Below are 20,052 nucleotides of genomic sequence, written 5' to 3'. Positions count from 1 at the left end.
GGCGACCGGCATATGTTGCCGGTGCAGACGAAGCAGACACGATAGGGCGACGGGGCTCTCATACCTGTCATCATCTCCGGCCGCGGTCAGTCCTTGTCATCGGGCAGGACGACGTGCAGCGCCCAGGCGACTATGGAAACGATCAGGGCGCCGAGGAAGGCCGTGCCGAAGCCCTCGACGTGGAAGCTGAGATCCATTTTCCCGGCCAGCCAGGAGGTCAGCAGCAGCATCAGGGCATTGATCACCAGGGTGATCAGTCCGAGGGTGAGGATGAACAGCGGAAATGCCAGCAGCTTGACGACCGGCTTCACCACCACGTTCACCACGCCGAAGAGCAATGCGACGAGAATGAGGGTGATCGTCTGACGTCCGGTGTTCTCACCGGTCAGCGTGATGTCCTTGAGCAGCCAGATGGCGACGCCGAGGGCGCCGGCGTTGGCGAGCGTCTTGACGAGCAAATTCTTCATGGTTGAGATCGTCGCAGACAGGCCCGGAGACGGGCAGGGGCATCGCAGGCAGGGGTGGAGAGGCGAATGAAGGCGTTCCGGCTGGACGAGCTGGAGGCGGAGCGGGCCGCGAACGACGGCGCGTATCTACAGTTCCTGCGCGAGCGGAACATGTCGGTCGGGCTGTACGCGCTGAACGCGGGCCAGGCCGATCCGCAGGCGCCGCACAGCCAGGACGAGGTGTACCTGGTGATGAGCGGCCGGGCGTCGATCACGGTGGGCATGGAGACGACCCAGGTGGCGCGCGGCAGCGTGGTGTACGTACCGGCGGGCGTGGCGCACAAGTTCCACCACATCACCGAGGACCTGCGGGTCATGGTGGTGTTCTCTCCCCCTGAAGGCTGACCGGAACTGACGGGAGCGCTCCGGTCCCCCAGGGGGTGTCTTGCCGGTCATGCCGGGCTCCCGACGCCGCTGTGACATCAGCCACTGCCGCGGCGGGCGGCACCTCGCGGTCCCGCGCTCGTCGCTCCCCCCAGCTACCGCTGGGAGGTGCCCCCTGACGCCGCTCGCTGATCCGGCCTGACCGACAAGACACCCCCTACGGGTCCGGTCAGGGACGGACGGGGGATGGAAGCCGTCCGTCCGGTTCCTGCCCGCCCTAGCATCGAAGGCAGCGGGACCGGTGTTCATGAACCGGCCCCATCCGGTCAGGAGAAAGCAGGGAGCGAAAGTGGCCGCGAAGGGCATATTCCAGGGCTTGCCGTGGTGGGTGACATGGATCGCGGTGCCGGTTCTCGTCCTCGCCGTCTTCGGCGGGCTGATCATGAGCGTGGTCGGCTTCGTCATCGGCCTGCTCTTCAAGGCGCTGTTGCTGGTGGCGCTGATCGGCGGTCTGATCTACGTCGTACGGAAGTTCACCTCCTCCCGCAGCGACTGGTGACCCGTGGCCGGTGACCCCGCGGCCCCGCGCGGCGGGTACGCCGCGCGAGGGATACCGGGGAGCCAAACATCGGCCCCACGGTGCCACTGTGGTTAGAGTGCGAGTCCGCGACGTTCCCCATCTCGGCGTCTGCCTCGCAACAACACCCCGGGGGTGCCTGTTGACGACAGCGAACATCGACACGGCCGCTGAAGCGGCCCTGATCGCCCGCGCACCGGGCCGGCGTCGCCCGGCCCCGTGGGTTCCACCACGGCAACACTGGCCATTTCCGTTCCCTCACATGAGGCAAAGCGACTCCGCCCCGCAATCGAGTCGCTACGCTCCAGAGTCGGCCAAGTCTGAACTACCCGGGGCGGCGAACGATGCGTGACATGCGTGACACAGTCCAGGCGGAAGTGACGATGACCTTTCTGGTCTCGCAGGAACTGTCCTTCCGGATCCCGGTCGAGCTGTCGTACGACAGCGGCGATCCCTACGCGGTCGAGATCACCTTCCACTTGCCCGGCGACGCGCCGGTGAGCTGGGCCTTCGCCCGTGAGCTGCTGCTGGACGGGCTCAGCAAACCCTCCGGCGAGGGCGATGTGCGGATCGCACCGGCCTCGCCCGAAGGGCTCTCGGACGTGTTCATCAGACTTCAGGTGGGGGCCGAGAGAGCCCTGTTCCGTGCCGGGGCGGCGCCGCTGGTGGCCTTCCTGGACCGTACGGACCGGCTCGTCCCGTTCGGCGAGGAGCCCGCGGCCTGCGACCCGGTCGGCGACCTCGACGCCGAACTGGACCGCATCCTGGCCGAGGACCGGTACGCGTAGCGCCGGCAGGCGTGCGTACGTGCCCGTACGCGCCGGTCAGCGGGCCCGCGCCCGGCGGCGCCGTCCGCGCCCCCGTCCGCCCCCGCTCGCCCCGGCCGCGGCGCTCTTCGCCCCGCCGCTCTTCGCCCCGTCACCGTCCGGCGCGTGGTCCGCGGAGACCACCAGGACGGCCAGCGCCGTGGTCACCGGCACCGAGGCGACCAGTCCGATGCTGCCCACCAGCGTGCGGACGATCTCCTCCGCGACGATCTCGCTCGTCGCCACCGTTCCCACCCCGCTGTCCGCGATCGAGAAGAGGAGCAGCAGCGGAAGCGAGGCGCCCGCGTACGCCAGCACCAGGGTGTTCACGACGGACGCGATGTGGTCCCGCCCGATGCGCATCGCGGCCGCGTAGAGCTTGCGGCGGCTCGTCGTGGGGTCCGCTTCCCGCAGCTCCCACACCGCCGAGGTCTGGGTGACCGTCACATCGTCCAGCACACCCAGCGAACCGATGATCACCCCGGCCAGCAGCAAGCCCTTGATCTCGATGTCGGGATAGAGGCCGTGCACCAGACCGGTCTGGTCGTCGGTGTTGCCGGTCAGCGACGCCCAGCCGATGAACAGCGAGCCGAGCACGCCGATCAGCAGCAGCGAGACCAGGGTGCCGAGCACCGCGACCGAGGTGCGGGCGCTCAGCCCATGGCACATATAGAGCGCCAGCAGCATGATCGCGCTGCCTCCGACGACCGCGACCACCAGCGGATTCGAGCCCTGGAGTATCGCCGGGAGGATGAACAGCGTCAGCACCCCGAAGCTGATGGCCAGCGCCACCAGGGCGAAGACGCCGCGCAGCCGCCCGACGGCCACGACCACGAGCGCGAACACCCCGGCGAGCAGGGCCATCGGGAACGAGCGGTTGACGTCCGAGACCGAGTACTGGAGGTTCTTCGGCGCCTTGGGCGCGTACGCCAGCTTCAGCTCCTGCCCGGCGCTGAACTTCCGTGAGGCGTTCGGCTGGACGATCTCGGGGAACGTGCGGCCCTTGTCCTTGCCCGAGGTGACCTCGACGGTGGCCTTCTCGCAGACGGTCTTGCCGCCGCCGGAGCCGCCGCTTCCGCCGCCGGTGGCCCCGCCCGTGCCCCCGCCGGCCGCGCCGCCGGGCGCCGGGGCGGCGCCCTGCTGACCCGGTTCGGTGGGCGCCTGCGGCTGCGCGTTGGCGTCGGCGCAGTTGATCTCCTCCACCTTCACCACCCGCCCGGCGACCGTATCCTGGTCGAATCCGAGCCCGCTGCGGCCGTGCGTGGTGTGCTCGGGGCCGCCCGGCCACAGCGCCACCAGCCCGGCGACGACGGCGACGGCGAAGGGGATGAGTACCGCCGCGATGACCTTGCGGAGGCGCCCGGAAACGGGCGCGGCCGGGCCGTGCGCGTGGGCATGGCTGTGGCCGTGCCCGTGGGAGTGGCCGTGGGGCTGGCCGGACGGGTGGGGCTGCTCGGGCGAGTGGTCCTGCTGTGTTGCGGTCACCGTCGCATCATCGCAAGAGTGGCAGGCCCCCTGTTCACGTATGCGGGGAAACCGTTAGCGTGGGGGCACCTTTGCAATCGCGGGAGCTCGGAGCACCGGGCTGAGAGGGCGCTGAAGCGACAGCTGCGCCGACCGCTGAACCTGGTACCGGGTAATGCCGGCGTAGGGAGTGGGTCTCATGACTCAGCAGGATGCACACGTGCGCGACAACACTGCCGATTTCGGCTGGCATAAGGGATATGTCACGGGTTCCCGCCCGGACATCCAGGTCCCGGTTCGCCGCGTGCACCTCACCAATGGCCAGGACGTGACGCTGTACGACACGTCCGGTCCGTACACCGACCCCCACATCGAAACCGACGTCCGCCGTGGCCTCGCGCCACTGCGGCAGAACTGGATCATCGCTCGCGGCGACACCGAGGAGTACTCCGGCCGTCCGGCCCGGCCCGAGGACGACGGGATCAAACACACCGCGCCCCGCGGCGGCCTGCGCAACCTCGACGCGGTCTTCCCCGGACGGCCGCGCCAGCCGCGCCGGGCCCGCGACGGCGTCGCCGTCACCCAACTCGCCTACGCCCGCCGGGGCGAGGTCACCGCGGAGATGGAGTACGTGGCGCTCCGCGAGAACGTCTCCCCCGAGGTGGTCCGCGAGGAGATCGCGGCGGGCCGGGCCGTACTGCCCGTCAACGTCAACCACCCGGAGATCGAGCCGATGATCATCGGCAAGCGGTTCCTGGTGAAGGTCAACGCCAACATCGGCAACTCCGCCGTCACCTCGTCCATCGAGGAGGAGGTCGAGAAGATGACCTGGGCGACCCGCTGGGGCGCCGACACGGTCATGGACCTCTCGACCGGCCGCAACATCCACACCACCCGCGAGTGGGTGCTGCGCAACTCCCCGGTGCCCATCGGCACCGTGCCGCTCTACCAGGCGCTGGAGAAGGTCGACGGCAAGGCCGAGGAGCTGACCTGGGAGGTCTACAAGGACACCGTCATCGAACAGGCCGAGCAGGGCGTCGACTACATGACGGTGCACGCCGGCGTACGGCTGCCGTACGTCCCCCTGACCGCCCGCCGCAAGACCGGCATCGTCTCCCGCGGCGGCTCGATCATGGCCGCCTGGTGCCTGGCCCACCATCAGGAGTCGTTCCTCTACACCCACTTCGAGGAGCTGTGCGAGATCCTCGCGGCGTACGACGTCACCTACTCGCTGGGTGACGGACTGCGCCCCGGCTCCATCGCCGACGCCAACGACGAGGCCCAGTTCGCGGAGCTGCGCACGCTCGGCGAACTCAACCGGATCGCCAAGGAGCACGGCGTCCAGACGATGATCGAGGGCCCGGGCCATGTCCCGATGCACAAGATCAAGGAGAACGTCGACCTCCAGCAGGAGATCTGCGATGAGGCCCCCTTCTACACCCTGGGCCCCCTCACCACGGACGTCGCGCCCGCCTACGACCACATCACCTCGGGGATCGGCGCCGCGATGATCGCCTGGTGGGGTACGGCGATGCTCTGCTACGTCACCCCCAAGGAGCACCTGGGGCTGCCGGACCGCGACGACGTGAAGACCGGCGTCATCACCTACAAGATCGCCGCCCATGCCGCCGACCTGGCCAAGGGCCACCCCGACGCCCAGGCCTGGGACGACGCGCTCTCCGACGCGCGCTTCGAGTTCCGCTGGGAGGACCAGTTCAACCTGGCCCTCGACCCGGACACGGCACGCTCGTTCCACGACGAGACGCTTCCGGCGGAGCCCGCCAAGACGGCGCACTTCTGCTCCATGTGCGGGCCCAAGTTCTGCTCCATGAAGATCAGCCACGACATCCGCCGCGAACACGGCGACGCGATGGACGAGGCGGAAGTGGAGGCCGGAATGGCGGAGAAGTCCCGCGAGTTCGCCGCCGCGGGCAACCGCGTGTATCTGCCGATCGCGGACTGAACGGGCCGGTAAACTACGACCCGGGCCCGAAGCCGCAACTTCGTTTTGCGGCTTCGGGCCCTCTCCGCGGATCAGTTACTCGGGCGGCAGCTCAGCCACGTAGACGGGGTTACCGTCGTCGGTCAGCCCGCTCTGCCGGATGCAGCGGTGCTTCTGGAGGAAGCGAAGGCAGGCGTGCACCCGCTGCCGGGTCAGTCCCGTCCGGTTTGCGAGGGTCTCCAGTGAGTGGCCCACCCGCCCGGCCGCCGCCAGCGTGGGCATGATGTAGATGGCCACGGCCCAGACATCCTCGGTGATGCTCAGCCGGGACTGCCACTGCGCGAACATGTCTTCCGTCCGGAGCCTCAGCTCACGCTTGTCGGCTTCGGGCTCTTCAGCCGGCCGGCGCCCCAGCGCGTCGAGGATCTGGGTCCAGGCGTGCTCGGAACGGCGCAGTGAGGCCATCACCTCGGCCTGGAAGCGCTCGTTCTGGACCTCCAGCCGGGCGACCGCGTCGATGATCTCGCTCGGAGCCACCACGGACTCGGGACGGGGTGAGGGCGGTGGCTCGGCGCGGGAGAGTTCGGACACCTCCAGGGCGTACGAGCCGTCCCGCTGGACGGTGGCGATCACTCTCGATACCCACTGCTTGAAGGGCAGGCACGACGGCTTCGTGCATCCGTTGACCAGCAGGATGAGACCTTGGAGATCGACCAGCTGCAAGTCTCGGCGCCATTCCCTACCTGCGGGAATGTCGAGACTGTGACTTGTAGTCACAGTCTCGAGAGACTCTCGTCGCTCTTCCGGCACGTGATCGAGCAGAGCCTTGCGGGTAGTCGTGTAGCCGAGTTCTCGGCATACATCTGCCGCGGGAAACCAGTGTTCTCCGTTGGGCAGTGTGAGCCTGCGGACGCGAGCTCCCGTGGCCGCGTACACGAAGTCGTTGACGTCCAAAGCGTCGCGCCGACGGGATCGGCCCGGCGACATGTTGCGTTCGCGCATATGCGCATCACCTCCGTCCCGGACTGTAAGCAAGGGTTTCGAGCACATTGCCCCAGATAAACGGAAGTTCGCTCGATAGGTGGGGGGAGCGGAGCATTCCGGAACGAAGGGGCGCTCACCAGGAGACACACGCCCCCACCAGTTCGTCAGTCCGGCTGGTTCTCCGGGCCGCCGTATTCGGGGCTGGTGTAGTCCGGGCTGCTGTAGCGGGGGCGGGCCTTGGGGCCCTCGTCGTCGGTGCTGAAGCCCGGGCGGCTGTAGCCGAGGTGGGGGGTGCGGCCCGCTTCGGTGCGCCCGGGGACGTAGGCGGTCCACGGGGCGGGGGCCGACGGATTGCTCAGTGCCTCGCGCAGGAAGGGCAGCACGCCCCGCTCCAGCAGGGCCTGCCGCCAGGCCTCTCTGGCGCGGTCCACCTCCTCCAGCTGCTCGGCCAGCGCCTCGCCGCGGATCGCGCTGGAGCCGTTGCGCAGGGCGGTGATGAGGAGGCCGACGGCGGCGAGCAGGATGCCCGCGGCGGTGAGGGCGGCGAAGAACCAGCCCGCGGTGATCATCGGCTGGGCGATGGACGGCGCGGGGTCCAGGACGTGCAGCACATAGCCGACGAGCAGGAAGATGATCGCGGCGGTCCCGGCCAGCACCGGGGCCAGCACGGCGAGCATGGGGAACAGTCCCGCCCCGGAGGCGTCCAGGAGGGCGCCGGTGAATCCGGCGGAGTGGTCGCGTTCGCCGTCGTCCTCCGGTGCCCCGGGCATCGGCAGGGGCGGGGCGGGCTCGCGCAGTCTGGTGCGGGCGACGACGTAATCCTGGTATTCGGCGGCCGCGCACGCGGTGATGGCGGCCGAGGCGCTGAGCGCCATGGTGCGCAGCTGCTCGGCGGTGAGCCGCTGTCCTATGCCCTTCAGATCCGGTCGGCGGTCCGCGGTACGCAGCACCTCGTCGAGAACGCGTTCGAACTCCGGGCGGTCTTCGGCGAACAGGTGCGGAGCGCTTTTCATGGTGCATCCCCCGATACTCCGTAGGGCCTTGGTGCCGGCTTTCGCCGGGCAGTCGGGCGGAAACGGAGGAGAGCCTGCGACGGATAAACCGATGGTAGAGCCGATCCGGCGCGAGGTGACAGCAAGTTTCGTGATTTGCTCAGCCCCGGTGAGGCCCTCCGTCCGCTTCCGTGTGCGCCCGCAACACCCTCAGGCGCCCAGCGGCAGTTGTACGACCAGCAGTTTTCCGGCCATGGTGATGCCGCCGTCCATCGCGACCGCGAGATTGTCCGCGTAGACGTGCGGGCCCTCGACCGCGGGCGCGCCGTCGTCCTCGCCGTCCTCCGAGCCGACTTCGCCCAGCAGATACGGGATCGGGCTGTGCCCGTGGACGATGCGCTCCCCGCCGTAGGTGCCGAGCAATTCGCGCACGGCCGTCGGTCCGGCGTCCTCGTCACGGAAGGCGAAGCGCTTGGTGAATTTGCGGAACAGGTCCCAGCACTCGTCCGCGTCGCTGCGCTGGAGCGTCTCGGTGACGGTGTCGTTGACGGCCTCGATCGAGTCGCCGTACTCGAGATAGGCGGTGGTGTCGGAGTGCACGAGCAGATGCCCGTCCTCCTCGGCCATCGCGTCCAGCCGTGACATCCACTGGAGGTGGTGGTCCTCCAGCCGCTCCATGTCGGTGCGCTGGCCGCCGTTGAGCAGCCAGGCGGCCTGGAAGGAGGCGGTGCCCGCGCCGGAGTTGACGGGGGTGTCGCCGAACCGCTTGGCGCCGATGAGGAGCAGTTCGTGATTGCCCATCAGAGCCTTGCAGTAGCCGCCCGCGGCGGCGGCCTCGGCGGAGAGCTGCATCACCAGGTCGATGACGCCGATGCCGTCCGGGCCGCGGTCGGTGAAGTCGCCGAGGAACCACAGGCGGGCGTTCCCGGCCGCCCAGCTGCCCTTGTCGTCGATCAGGCCCTGGGCGGCGAGCGCCTCGCGCAACTCGTCGTGGTAGCCGTGGACGTCGCCCACGACGTACAGCGGGCCGGGGCCTTCGCCGTCGTCGAGCGGGTCGGCTTCGGGATCGGTCAGCGAGGTGAGGGCGATCGTCGGGCGGTCCTCCGGGGGCACCAACTGGGTGTCCGCGATGGTGTGCCCCGGGCCCAGCACCGGCAGCTTCTCCGTCGGGGTGTACCCGTCGGGCATCGGAGCAGGGGCAGGTGCCGCAGGCACCGGACCGGGCGGCGTGGACGCCCCGTACGCGGGCACGTGCGGCACCGCCGCCGTGGTCCCTGCCGTGGCTTCCAGACCGGCCCCCTGAGTCATCGACCCCTCCACCATCGCGCCGCCGTGCCACCTTGTGGACCTTGCCTGGTCGACGGCGGTCCGCGGTGTCGTCCGCCCATCATAGGAATGACCGTGAGGGCTTGTGACGCACCAGGGTGCCGTCAATCCGTACTCGGTCCCGCTGGGACGGTCTTTTATCCCGGATTGGCCCGGTAGGGGAAGCCCCGTGGCCTCCAGTCCTTCTCGGGTCATCCTTGAGTCTCTCTCAGATCATCCTCCGGCGCGGCTGCGCGGCGGGCTGACCGTCGTCCGCGGCGGACGGCGCTGGGACGACGTCCGCACGATCAGTTCGGTGGGTATCACCTGCTCGACGGGCCGGTCGCTGTCGAGCCCCTCGATGGCGTCGATGAGCAACTGCACCACGGCGGTGCCGATCCGGCGCGGCTTGAGCGAGAGCGTCGTGATGGGCGGTTCGGTGGTCCGGTAGACCGTGGACTCGCTACAGCACACCAGCAGCAGGTCCTCGGGGACGCGCAGCCCGTAGCGGCGGGCGGCGGCGAGCAGGTCCGTGCCGTTGGGGTCGAAGAGCCCGTAGACCGCGTCGGGGCGGTCCGGCCGGGCGAGCAGCCGGTCGGCGGCGACGGCCCCGGCACAGGGGTCGTGGGCCGGGTACGCCTCGTAGACGGGGTCCTGGCTCACCCGCTCGCACCAGTGCAGATACGCCTCGGTCGACAGCCGGGTGTAGGTGTCGGTGCTGGTGCCGGTGAGCAGCCCGATGCGGCGGGCCCCGGCCTCGGCGAGGTGGTCCAGCAGGCCGAGCACGGCCGCCTCGTGGTCGTTGTCGACCCAGGCGGTCACCGGGAGGGTGCCTGCCGGGCGGCCGTCGCTGACCACGGGGAGGCCCTGGCGGAGCAGCTCGGCGACCACCGGGTCGTGGTCGGACGGGTCGATCACGATGGTGCCGTCGAGCGCGACGTTGGACCACACGTCGTGGCGGGAGGTGGCCGGGAGGATGACGAGCGCGTAGCCACGGGCCAGCGCGGCGGAGGTCGCGGCCCGCGCCATCTCGGCGAAGTAGGCGAACTCGGTGAAGGTGAAAGGTTCATCCCCGTACGTGGTCACGGTCAGGCCGATGAGCCCTGACTTGCCGGTACGGAGGGTACGGGCCGCGGCGGACGGGCGATAGCCCAGCCGCTCGGCGACCTCGCGGACGTGGCGGCGGGTGGCATCCGGGAGCCGTCCCTTGCCGTTGAGCGCGTCGGAGACGGTCGTGATCGAGACCCCGGCGGCGGCGGCCACGTCCCGGATGCCCGCCCTGCCTAACCGGCGGCCGGCCGACCGGCTCACCTGGTGCTTCCCTGCTGCTGTCATGGCCAGCCGATAGTAGGGCCCGGGTACCCGGTCTGCGCGATTCCGCCATCGGTATTCGGAAGGCACGTTTCTGCATGAGCGCTCTGCCCAATTCCCTTGGAAAGTAAGTCAGTTGGGGTGCCGGGGAGGGGTCTGGTCGCCCCTGGCATATCCACGCCTGGCGATTGCTCGATGTCTCGAAGAGGTCTCAACTCACCTGCACGAGGGATGCGCGCCACGGCGCTCGCCACCGGCGCGCGCACATGAGCGGGGCGCTCCCCCGGCGGGTACGCGGGCGCCCCCGGCGGGTACGCGGAGTGCTCCGGCGGGTACGCCGGGCCGGGCAATCCTCATAAGGTGTGCAGTATTGCCGTGTGCGAAGCCTGCGCACGGAGCCGAAGGGAAGGCCCGAGGAGGACTGCCGGTGAGTGAGAAGAGCCCCAAGCTGCGCGCGGCGCTGGACGGGATTCCGACGTACAAGCCCGGTAAGCCGGCCGCCGGGGACGGCCCCCGGTCCTTCAAGCTGTCCTCCAACGAGAACCCGTATCCGCCGCTGGCCGGGGTGCTGGAGACGGTCGCGAACTCCGCCGCGTCCTTCAACCGCTACCCGGACCTCGCCTGCACCGCGCTGATCGCCGAGCTGGCGAGCCGCTTCGACGTCCCGCTGGAGCACCTGGCCACCGGGACCGGCTCGGTCGGGCTGGCCCAGCAGATCGTCCAGTCGACGGCCGGGCCGGGCGACGAGGTGATCTACGCCTGGCGGTCCTTCGAGGCATATCCGATCATCACTCAGATCGCGGGCGCGACCTCGGTGCGGGTCCCGCTGACCGACGCGGAGGTCCACGACCTGGACGCGATGGCGGATGCGATCACCGACCGCACCCGGCTGATTTTCGTCTGTAACCCCAACAATCCGACCAGCACCGTGGTGCGCCGGGCGGAGCTGGAGCGGTTCCTGGACCGGGTGCCGTCCGATGTGCTGGTGGTGCTGGACGAGGCGTACATCGAGTTCATCCGGGACGACCGGGTCCCCAACGGCATCGACCTCTACCGGGACCGGCCGAACGTCTGCGTCCTGCGCACCTTCTCCAAGGCGTACGGCCTGGCCGGGCTGCGGGTCGGCTTCGCGATCGCCCATGAGCCGGTCGCCGCGGCGCTGCGCAAGACCGCGGTCCCCTTCGGCGTCAGCCAGCTCGCCCAGGACGCCGCGGTCGCCTCGCTGCACAGCGAGGACGCGCTGCGGGACCGGGTGGAGGCGCTGGTCGCCGAGCGGGCGCGGGTGGCCGGGGCGCTGACCGGACAGGGCTGGACGGTGCCGGACTCGCACGCGAACTTCGTCTGGCTGCGGCTGGGGGAGCGCACGGCGGACTTCGCGGCGGCGTGCGAGGCGGCGGGCGTGGTCGTGCGGCCGTTCCCGGGCGAGGGGACGCGCGTGACGATCGGCGAGCGGGAGGCGAACGACCTCTTCCTGCGGGCCGCCGAGGAGTTCCGCAAGGAGCTGTGAGCGCGGCGCCGGGCGCCGTCGGCCCCGCTTCGTCAAGGGGCCGGTCGGTCCCTCCCTGATCGGCGAAGGATACCCAAGCGTGACCCATTCGCCCCCTACCACCCCCAGGTGGGAGGGGGCGAAGGCGTGTGCGTATCATTGCTTGTGAATGTGAATACGTTCACAAGCTCGCTTCGGGGAGCAGCCGCACGACCGTGCGGCACGGCAAGACCGTAAGGAGAGATTCACGTGGAGCTGGCTCTGGCGCCGGAGACGCTGGCGCGATGGCAGTTCGGGATCACGACCGTGTACCACTTCCTCTTCGTGCCCCTGACGATCTCTCTTGCGGCGATCACCGCCGGGCTGGAAACCGCCTGGGTGCGCACGGGCAAGGAGAAGTACTTCCACGCCACCAAGTTCTGGGGCAAGCTCTTCCTGATCAACATCGCGATGGGTGTCGTCACCGGCATCGTCCAGGAGTTCCAGTTCGGCATGAACTGGTCCGACTACTCGCGCTTCGTCGGCGACGTCTTCGGCGCCCCGCTCGCGATGGAGGCCCTGCTCGCCTTCTTCTTCGAGTCCACCTTCATCGGCCTGTGGATATTCGGCTGGGACAAGCTGCCGAAGAAGATCCACTGCGCCTGCATCTGGATCGTCTCGCTCGGCACCGTCCTGTCGTCGTACTTCATCCTCGCCGCCAACTCCTGGATGCAGCACCCGACCGGCTACGCCATCGACAAGGCCACCGGAAAGGCCCGGCTGACCGACATCTGGGCGGTGCTGACCCAGGACACCACCCTGGTCGTGGTCTTCCACACCCTCACCGCCGCCTTCCTCACCGGCGGCGCCTTCATCGTCGGTATCGCCTCCCTGCACCTGTGGCGGGCCAGGCGCAAGCAGCTCCGCGGCGAGGAGCTCGGGCCGAAGGAGAAGAAGCAGATCGGGGCGATGCGGGCCAGCCTGCGGGTCGGTCTGATCGTGGCCGTCATCGCCGGACTGGGCACGGCGATCAGCGGTGACTCGCTCGGAAAGGTGATGTTCGAGCAGCAGCCGATGAAGATGGCCTCGGCGGAGGCGCTGTGGGACACCCAGGCGCCCGCGCCCTTCTCCGTCTTCGCGGTGGGCGACGTCAGCAAGGGACACAACAGCGTCGAGCTGGAGGTCCCCGCGGCGCTGTCCTTCCTCGCGCACAGCAACTTCACCGACGCCGTCCCCGGCATCAACGACGTCGCCCAGAAGGAGGCCGCCGCCTACGGCGGCCGGCCCGAGGACTACATCCCCAGCATCTTCATGACCTTCTGGGGCTTCCGGCTGATGATCGGCTTCGGCATGACCTCGTTCGCCGCCGGTGTCATCGGGCTGTGGACGACCCGGAAGAAGCGCTGGCTCGACCCCGCCTTCCGCACCGCCGAGGACGAGGTGCCCCGGCTCATGCTCACCAGGAAGCGCGAGATGAGCCCGCTGCTCACGAAGTGGTCCTGGCGGATCGGCATCCTCACCATGGGCTTCCCGCTGATCGCCAACTCCTTCGGATGGATCTTCACCGAGATGGGCCGCCAGCCCTGGGTGGTGTACGGGCTGATGAAGACCTCCGACGCGGTCTCCCCCGGGGTGAGCCAGACCGAGGTCCTCATCTCCCTCGGCGTCTTCACGCTGCTGTACGGCGTGCTCGCCGTGATCGAGGTGCGGCTGCTGGCCACGTACGCCAAGGCCGGTCCTGACACCGACGAGAAGCCGCCCGCCGAGGACCCCAAGCTGCGGCTGCCCTCGGGCGGCCCGGGCGGTCCCGGCGGCGGGTCCGCCGCGGACGACGACGCCGACAAGCCGCTGACCTTCGCGTACTGACGCGTCACGACGGCCGGAGAGACTCATGCACCTTCACGACTTCTGGTTCCTGCTGATCGCCTTCCTGTGGACCGGCTACTTCTTCCTCGAAGGCTTCGACTTCGGTATCGGCGTGCTGACCAAGCTGCTCGCCCGGGACCGCACCGAGCGCCGTGTGCTGATCAACACCATCGGGCCGGTGTGGGACGGCAACGAGGTCTGGCTGATCACGGCCGCCGGCGCCACCTTCGCCGCCTTCCCCGACTGGTACGCGACCCTCTTCAGCGGCTTCTATCTGCCGCTGCTGGCCATCCTGGTCTGTCTGATCCTGCGCGGTGTCGCCTTCGAGTACCGGCACAAGCGGGCGGAGGACCGCTGGCAGCGCAACTGGGAGCACACGATCTTCTGGTGCTCGCTGCTCCCCGCGTTCCTGTGGGGCGCGATCTTCGCCAACCTGGTGCACGGGGTGCCGATCGGCCCGGACAAGAACTACACGGGCGGCCTGGGCGACCTGATCACTCCGTACGCCCTGCTCGGCGGCGTCGTCACGCTGGTGCTGTTCACGTTCCACGGCGCGGTCTTCGCCGCGCTCAAGACGACCGGGGACATCCGGGCGCGGTCGCGCCGGTACGCGGCCCGGCTCGGCCCGGTCGCGGCCGTCGCCGCGCTGCTGTTCCTCGGCTGGACACAGGCCGACAGCGGCAACGGGCGCAGCCTGGCCGCGGTGGTCCTCGTGGCGTCGGCGCTGGCGGCGGCCCTGGTGATGAACGCGCGGGGGCGCGAGGGCTGGGCGTTCGGTCTGTCCGGCGTGGCCATCGCGGCGTCGGTCGCGATGCTCTTCCTGGCACTCTTCCCGGACGTCATGCCGTCTTCCCTGGACCCGAAGTGGAGCCTGACGGCGGCGAACGCGGCCGCGAGCGCCTATCCGCTGAAGATCATGACGTGGGTCGGGGTCATCATGATGCCGCTGATCATGGCCTACCAGGCGTGGACGTACTGGGTCTTCCGCAAGCGCATCGGCACCCAGCACATCCCCGCCGCGCACTGATGCACGTGCTTCAGGTGGTGTGTTTCACGTGAAACCAATCGACCCCCGGCTCCTCCGGTACGCGCGGGCGACCCGGTTCTTCCTGGCGGCGTCCGTCGCGCTGGGGCTCGCCGGGGCCGGGCTCGTCATCGCGCAGGCCATGCTCATCGCCGAGATCGTGGTGGGCGCGTTCCAGCGGAACGAGGGCACCGGCGCCCTGACCGCGCCGCTGGTCTGGCTGGCGCTGGTCGCCGGGGGCCGGGCCGCCGTCTCCTGGCTGACCGAGCTGGCCGCGCACCGGGCGAGCGCCGCGGTCAAGTCGGAGCTGCGGCTGCGGCTGCTGGACCGGGCCGTACGGCTGGGGCCCGGCTGGCTGGACTCCCAGCGCACCGGCGAACTCACCACCCTCGCCACCCGTGGCATCGACGCCCTGGACGACTACTTCGCCCGCTATCTGCCCCAGCTGGGCCTCGCGGTGGTGGTCCCGGCGGCGGTGCTCGCCCGGATCGTCACCGCGGACTGGGTCTCGGCGGTGGTCATCGTCGCCACCCTGCCGCTGATCCCGCTGTTCATGGTGCTCATCGGTTGGGCCACGCAGTCCCGGATGGACCGTCAGTGGCGGCTGCTGTCCCGGCTGTCCGGCCACTTCCTCGATGTCGTCGCCGGACTGCCGACCCTCAAGGTCTTCGGCCGCGCCAAGGCCCAGGCCGCCGCGATCCGGTCCATCACCGCCGACTACCGGCGGGCCACGCTGAAGACGCTGCGGCTGGCCTTCCTGTCCTCCTTCGCCCTGGAGCTGCTGTCCACGCTGTCCGTCGCGCTGGTCGCCGTCGGCATCGGGATGCGGCTCGTCCACGGCGAACTGGACCTGTACACCGGGCTGATGGTGCTGGTCCTGGCGCCCGAGGCGTATCTGCCGCTGCGGCAGGTGGGCGCGCAGTACCACGCGGCTGCGGAGGGGCTCGCGGCGGCGGACGAGGCGTTCGCCGTGCTGGAGCGGGAACCGGCCGCCGCCGGTGGGGTGCCCGCTCCCGATGCCCGGGACGCGGCGCTCACGGTCGACGGGCTGGCCGTCCGCCACCCCGGGCGCGCCGCGCCCTCCCTGGCCCCGGTCTCGTTCGAGGTCCGGCCCGGCGAGACCGTGGCGATCACCGGGCCCAGCGGCGCGGGCAAGACGACCCTGCTGAACGCCGTGCTGGGCTTCGCGGAGCCGTCCGAGGGCCGGGTGCTGGCCGGGGGCCACGACCTGGTGTCGCTCGACCCCGAGAGCTGGCGCCGCCAGATCGCCTGGGTGCCGCAGCGCCCGTACCTCTTCGCGGGCACCATCGCGGACAACGTACGGCTGGCGCGGCCCGACGCCGACGACGCCGCGGTGCGCGACGCCCTGCGGCAGGCCGACGCCCTCGGCTTCGTCGACGCGCTGCCGGAGGGGGCCGGGACCCGGCTCGGCGAGATGGGCGCGGGCCTCTCCGCGGGCCAGCGCCAGCGGATCGCCCTGGCCCGCGCCTTCCTGGCCGACCGCCCGGTGCTGCTGCTCGACGAGCCCACCGCGAACCTCGACGGCGCGACGGAGGCGGCCGTCGTCGACGCGGTGCGGCGGCTGGCCGAGGGCCGCACGGTCCTCCTGGTCGTCCACCGTCCGGCCCTGCTCCCGCTGGCCGACCGCGTCATCCCCCTGGTGGCCAGTTGCGAACACCCTGGTGTCGGCGCGGGCCGCGCCGAGGCCGCCGACGCGGCACGGGTGGTGACGGCCGATGCGGCGGCGTCGGACGCCGGGCCCCCGGCCGGGCCTGATGCGCTCCCGGTGCGCCCTGCGGTGGACGACGAGTACGACGCCGGTACGGGCGTCGGGGCCGCGGGTGCGCCCGGCGTGCTGGCCCGGGTGCGGGCTGCCGCGCGCGGTGGGCGGGGGCGCTTCGGGCTGGCGCTGCTGCTCGGAAGCCTCGCGCTCATCAGCGCCGTGGGGCTGATGGCCGTGTCCGGGTGGCTGATCTCGCGGGCGTCCCAGGAGCCGCCGGTGCTGTACCTGATGGTGGCGGTCACCGCGACCAGGGCGTTCGGCATCGGCCGGGCCGTCTTCCGCTACGCCGAGCGGCTGGTCTCGCACGACGCGGTGCTGCGGGTGCTGGCCGAGCTGCGGGTCGCCGTCTACCGGCGGCTGGAGCGGCTGGCGCCCGCGGGACTCAAGGAGACCCGGCGCGGGGATCTGCTCTCGCGGCTGGTGGCCGACGTGGACGCCGTCCAGGACTACTTCCTGCGCTGGCTGCTGCCGGTCGGCGCGGCGCTCGTCGTGAGCGCCGCCTCGGTCGGGTTCACCGCCTGGGTGCTGCCCGGGGCCGGGGCCGTGCTCGCGGTGGGGCTGCTGGTGGCCGGGGCCGGGGTGCCCGCCGTGTCGGGCGCGCTCGCCCGGCGCGCGGAGCGCCGGCTGTCGCCCGCGCGCGGCGCGCTGTCGGCGCAGGTGGTGGATCTGCTGGCCGGAACCGCCGAGCTGACGGTCGCGGGCGCGCTGCCGCGTCGGCTGGATGCGCTGCGGCGGACCGACGGGGCGCTCACCCGGATCGCCCGGCGGGGCGCCGCCGCCACCGGCGCGGGCGCCGGGCTGTCCGCGCTCGCGTGCGGTCTGACGGTGGCCGTCGCCGCGTGGGCCGGGGTCGGGGCGGTGGCCGACGGGCGGATCCACGGGGTGTGGCTGGCCGTCGTGGTGCTGACGCCGCTGGCCGCCTTCGAGGCGGTCGCCGGGCTGCCGCTCGCGGTGCAGCACCGGCAGCGGGTGCGGCGGGCCGCCGAGCGGGTGTACGAGGTGATCGACGCGCCGCTTCCGGTACGGGACGGCGGCGCCGAGGAGCCGCCCCGGTCGGCCTTTCCGCTGGTGGTGCGCGGGCTGTCGGCGCGCCACGCCGGGCAGCGCACCCGCGCGCTGGACGGGTTCGACCTGGAGCTGCGCCCGGGCCGCCGGGTCGCGGTCGTCGGGCCGTCCGGTTCCGGCAAGACCACGCTGGCCCAGGTGCTGCTGCGCTTCCTGGACGCCGAGGACGGTACGTACACCCTGGCGGGCCGGGACGCGACGGCCGTGGACGGGGACGCGGTGCGGCGGCTGGTCGGGCTGTGCGCCCAGGACGCGCACATCTTCGACAGCTCGCTGCGGGAGAACCTGCGGCTCGCGCGCCCCGGCGCGGGCGACGACGAGCTGCGCACGGCGCTGGCCGCCGCCCGGCTGCTGGAGTGGGTGGACGGGCTGCCGGACGGCCTCGACACCCACGTCGGCGAGCTGGGCGCGCGGCTCTCCGGCGGTCAGCGGCAGCGGCTCGCGCTGGCCCGCGCGCTGCTGGCGGACTTCCCGGTGCTGGTGCTGGACGAGCCCGCCGAGCACCTGGACCTGCCGACGGCCGACGCGCTGACCGCCGACCTGCTGACGGCGACCCGGGGCCGTACGACCGTGCTGATCACCCATCGCCTCGCGGGCCTGGAGGCGGTCGACGAGGTGATCGTGCTCGACGGCGGCCGGGCCGTGCAGCGCGGCACGTACGGGGAACTGGCCGCGGTGGACGGGCCGTTCCGCCGGATGCTGGAGCGTGAGGCCGCGGAGGCCGGACCGCGGCGCGGGGACGCGACGCTGCGGCTGCGCTCGGGCGCCCCCGTCTGACGGCTGGGGGCGCCTCTCGGCGGAAAAAACCTCCGCTTTCCCGGGCAAAAGCCATTCATTACGCTCGGACCATGGCGGCCTCGGTACCGACACCGGACCCCCTGGACGTCGCCGCGGAGGCGACCCGAGGGCTCCAGGGGCTGTCCACCGAGCTGACCGCGCGCGTCCCGCGGCTGCTGGAGGCGATGCGCTCCATCGGCACCGGTCTGGAGCTGCGTGTGGTCCTCGACCGGATCGCCGAGACCGCGGCCGAGCTGGCGGGCGCCCGGTGCGCGGCGATCGGCGGATACGACGCGGCGGGTCAGGGGCTCGCCGACGTCATCACGTACGGGGTGACCGAGGCGGACCGGGAGCGGTGCGGCGCGCTGGTCAGCGCCCGGTCCGCCGGGGCGGGGCTGCTGTCGGCCGATCCGCTGCCGCGGTCCTTCCTCGGGGTGCCGATCCGGGTGGGGGACGAGGTCTTCGGTCATCTGTGCCTCGCCGAGAAGCGGGACGGCGGGGAGTTCAGCGTTCCCGATCTGCACATGGTCAAGGTGCTGGCGACGGAGGCGGGGATCGCCATCGGCAACGCCCGCCTCCACGAGGCGACCCGGCAGCGCGAGCGGTGGATCGACGGTTCGGTGGCCGTCACCCACTCCTTGCTGTCCGGCGACGCCGAGGACGCCCTGGTGGTGGTCGCGGAGAAGGCCCGTCAGCTGGCCGGTTCGGCGGCGGGTTTCGTGCTGGTGCCGGAGGAGGGCGGCGGGCTGGAGATCGTGGCGGTGGATGCCGCGCACCCTCCGGAGGGGGCCGCGCTGCTCGGCACGGTCGTCCCGGCCCGGTCCCCGGCCGTGCCGCGGCTGCTGGCCGGGGAGCCGGTCTTCGTCGACGACCCGGCCGACGGACTCCGGCCGACCGCCGGGGTCCTGGGCCGCTACGGGCCGAGCATGATGCTGCCGCTGAGCGGCGGCGACCGGGTGCTGGGCGTGCTGGCCACCCCGCGCGACCCCGGCGCCCGGCCCTTCACCGCGGCCGAGCGCAGGCTCGCCCTCCAGTTCGCGGCGCAGGCCGCGGTCGCGCTGGTGCTCGCCGGGGCGCAGCGCGACCGGGAGCGGCTGGCGGTGCTGGAGGAGCGGGACCGGATCGCCCGCGATCTGCACGACCTGGTCATCCAGCGGCTGTTCGCGACGGGGATGCTGCTGGAGAGCGCGCGGCGGCACGCCGGGGCGCCGGAGGTGGCGGAGCAGGTCGAGCGGGCCGCCGATGAACTGGGCGCCACCATCCGGGAGATACGGACGACGATCTTCGCGCTCCAGCAGGGCCCGGAGGTGGCGCCCTCGGGGCTGCGTACCCGGGTGCTGCGGGAGGTCGGGGCGGCCGCGGTGCCGCTCGGCTTCCAGCCGTCGCTCAGCTTTGTCGGCCCGGTCGACTCGCGGGTCGGTGAACCGGCCGGAAGCAGCCTCATCGCGGCGCTGCGCGAGGCGTTGTCCAACGCGTTCCGGCATGCCCGGGCGGCGCGTATCGAGGTGGTCGTGGACGTGACGGCGCGGCTCGCCGACGGGCGTCCGGCGGTGCGGCTGACGGTCGCGGACGACGGGGTGGGCGTTCCGGCGGGCGGGCGGCGCAGCGGGCTCGCGAACCTGGCCCGCCGGGCGGAGGCGCTGGGCGGGTCGAGCAGCTACGGGCCGGGCCTCGGCGCGGAGGACGGGGTGGAGAGCGGGCCGGGGAAGGAGCCGGGCCGGGGCGGTACGACGGTGATCTGGCAGGTGCCGTTGTAGCGGCGTACGTCGCCCGGGCGGCCCAACTCCTCACCTACGCGGTCCAACTATCAGTCCGTCAGCATGCGCGGCGCCGAACCCGCGGGTGGGATGAGCCTCGCGGG

General features: G+C 71.4%; 15 protein-coding genes. 9 read left to right on the top strand and 6 right to left on the bottom strand.

Translation table 11 applies throughout. The features are described 5' to 3' along the window. Positions 1–86: 86 nt before the first annotated feature. On the bottom strand, positions 87–467 hold the full coding sequence (locus LCH29_RS27405) for a phage holin family protein (protein ID WP_446464386.1): 381 nt from the start codon (positions 465–467) through the stop codon (positions 87–89). Between the two features lie 66 nt (positions 468–533). Here LCH29_RS27405 and LCH29_RS27400 point away from each other — a divergent pair, with 66 nt between their 5' ends. From LCH29_RS27400 to LCH29_RS27390, 3 genes are all read left to right on the top strand, one after another. Beyond that, the gene (locus tag LCH29_RS27400; protein WP_446464385.1) at positions 534–851 is read left to right on the top strand and encodes a cupin domain-containing protein; all 318 of its coding nucleotides are present in this window, start codon (positions 534–536) and stop codon (positions 849–851) included. 286 nt (positions 852–1,137) lie between these two features. After that, positions 1,138–1,389 (top strand): DUF5326 family protein, encoded by a 252-nt coding sequence (locus LCH29_RS27395; protein WP_446464384.1) that lies wholly within the window; start codon positions 1,138–1,140, stop codon positions 1,387–1,389. 371 nt (positions 1,390–1,760) lie between these two features. Beyond that, complete coding sequence (locus LCH29_RS27390) at positions 1,761–2,195, top strand: SsgA family sporulation/cell division regulator (protein ID WP_009716535.1); 435 nt, start codon at positions 1,761–1,763, stop codon at positions 2,193–2,195. A gap of 36 nt (positions 2,196–2,231) precedes the next feature. On the opposite strand, the gene LCH29_RS27385 is transcribed toward LCH29_RS27390, so the two are convergent. Beyond that, positions 2,232–3,698, bottom strand: a complete 1,467-nt coding sequence (locus tag LCH29_RS27385; RefSeq protein ID WP_446464383.1) for a YibE/F family protein — start codon at positions 3,696–3,698, stop codon at positions 2,232–2,234. Positions 3,699–3,876: 178 nt separating this feature from the next. On the opposite strand from LCH29_RS27385, the gene thiC reads away from it, so the two are divergent. Next, positions 3,877–5,640, top strand: a complete 1,764-nt coding sequence (thiC, locus tag LCH29_RS27380) for a phosphomethylpyrimidine synthase ThiC (protein WP_446464382.1) — start codon at positions 3,877–3,879, stop codon at positions 5,638–5,640. Positions 5,641–5,715: 75 nt separating this feature from the next. On the opposite strand, the gene LCH29_RS27375 is transcribed toward thiC, so the two are convergent. The 4 genes from LCH29_RS27375 to LCH29_RS27360 form a co-directional block, all read right to left on the bottom strand. After that, positions 5,716–6,621, bottom strand: coding sequence for a BRO-N domain-containing protein (locus LCH29_RS27375; RefSeq protein WP_446464381.1), 906 nt, complete (start codon positions 6,619–6,621; stop codon positions 5,716–5,718). Positions 6,622–6,767: 146 nt separating this feature from the next. Next, positions 6,768–7,616, bottom strand: a complete 849-nt coding sequence (locus LCH29_RS27370; RefSeq protein ID WP_446464380.1) for a hypothetical protein — start codon at positions 7,614–7,616, stop codon at positions 6,768–6,770. Positions 7,617–7,805: 189 nt separating this feature from the next. Next, positions 7,806–8,903, bottom strand: a complete 1,098-nt coding sequence (locus LCH29_RS27365; RefSeq protein ID WP_446464379.1) for a metallophosphoesterase — start codon at positions 8,901–8,903, stop codon at positions 7,806–7,808. A gap of 231 nt (positions 8,904–9,134) precedes the next feature. Continuing rightward, complete coding sequence (locus tag LCH29_RS27360) at positions 9,135–10,235, bottom strand: LacI family DNA-binding transcriptional regulator (RefSeq protein WP_446464378.1); 1,101 nt, start codon at positions 10,233–10,235, stop codon at positions 9,135–9,137. Between the two features lie 403 nt (positions 10,236–10,638). Here LCH29_RS27360 and hisC point away from each other — a divergent pair, with 403 nt between their 5' ends. The 5 genes from hisC (at position 10,639) to LCH29_RS27335 (ending at position 19,948) form a co-directional block, all read left to right on the top strand. Next, on the top strand, positions 10,639–11,718 hold the full coding sequence (gene hisC, locus LCH29_RS27355; RefSeq protein WP_446464377.1) for a histidinol-phosphate transaminase: 1,080 nt from the start codon (positions 10,639–10,641) through the stop codon (positions 11,716–11,718). A gap of 228 nt (positions 11,719–11,946) precedes the next feature. Then, on the top strand, positions 11,947–13,542 hold the full coding sequence (locus LCH29_RS27350) for a cytochrome ubiquinol oxidase subunit I (protein WP_446464376.1): 1,596 nt from the start codon (positions 11,947–11,949) through the stop codon (positions 13,540–13,542). Positions 13,543–13,567: 25 nt separating this feature from the next. Further along, a complete protein-coding gene (gene cydB, locus LCH29_RS27345; RefSeq protein WP_446464375.1) occupies positions 13,568–14,569 on the top strand; it encodes a cytochrome d ubiquinol oxidase subunit II in 1,002 nt (333 codons plus the stop codon). Positions 14,570–14,597: 28 nt separating this feature from the next. Continuing rightward, positions 14,598–18,191 (top strand): thiol reductant ABC exporter subunit CydD, encoded by a 3,594-nt coding sequence (gene cydD / locus LCH29_RS27340; RefSeq protein WP_446464374.1) that lies wholly within the window; start codon positions 14,598–14,600, stop codon positions 18,189–18,191. Between the two features lie 71 nt (positions 18,192–18,262). Beyond that, on the top strand, positions 18,263–19,948 hold the full coding sequence (locus LCH29_RS27335) for a sensor histidine kinase (protein ID WP_446464373.1): 1,686 nt from the start codon (positions 18,263–18,265) through the stop codon (positions 19,946–19,948). Positions 19,949–20,052: the final 104 nt, after the last annotated feature.

The organism is Streptomyces sp. BRA346, assembly GCF_052851135.1.
Note: the sequence above shows the minus strand (reverse complement) of the source record. Positions and strands in the feature narration are given on the sequence as shown.

Excerpts from the sequence above, each read along its gene's own strand:
- LCH29_RS27375 (WP_446464381.1), bottom strand. The coding sequence starts at position 6,621 with ATGCGCGAACGCAACATGTCGCCGGGCCGATCCCGTCGGCGCGACGCT.
- LCH29_RS27370 (WP_446464380.1), bottom strand. The coding sequence starts at position 7,616 with ATGAAAAGCGCTCCGCACCTGTTCGCCGAAGACCGCCCGGAGTTCGAA.
- cydB (WP_446464375.1), top strand. The coding sequence starts at position 13,568 with ATGCACCTTCACGACTTCTGGTTCCTGCTGATCGCCTTCCTGTGGACC.
- LCH29_RS27405 (WP_446464386.1), bottom strand. The coding sequence starts at position 467 with ATGAAGAATTTGCTCGTCAAGACGCTCGCCAACGCCGGCGCCCTCGGC.
- LCH29_RS27335 (WP_446464373.1), top strand. The coding sequence starts at position 18,263 with ATGGCGGCCTCGGTACCGACACCGGACCCCCTGGACGTCGCCGCGGAG.
- LCH29_RS27400 (WP_446464385.1), top strand. The coding sequence starts at position 534 with ATGAAGGCGTTCCGGCTGGACGAGCTGGAGGCGGAGCGGGCCGCGAAC.
- LCH29_RS27360 (WP_446464378.1), bottom strand. The coding sequence starts at position 10,235 with ATGACAGCAGCAGGGAAGCACCAGGTGAGCCGGTCGGCCGGCCGCCGG.
- LCH29_RS27395 (WP_446464384.1), top strand. The coding sequence starts at position 1,138 with ATGAACCGGCCCCATCCGGTCAGGAGAAAGCAGGGAGCGAAAGTGGCC.
- LCH29_RS27390 (WP_009716535.1), top strand. The coding sequence starts at position 1,761 with ATGCGTGACACAGTCCAGGCGGAAGTGACGATGACCTTTCTGGTCTCG.
- LCH29_RS27365 (WP_446464379.1), bottom strand. The coding sequence starts at position 8,903 with ATGACTCAGGGGGCCGGTCTGGAAGCCACGGCAGGGACCACGGCGGCG.
- thiC (WP_446464382.1), top strand. The coding sequence starts at position 3,877 with ATGACTCAGCAGGATGCACACGTGCGCGACAACACTGCCGATTTCGGC.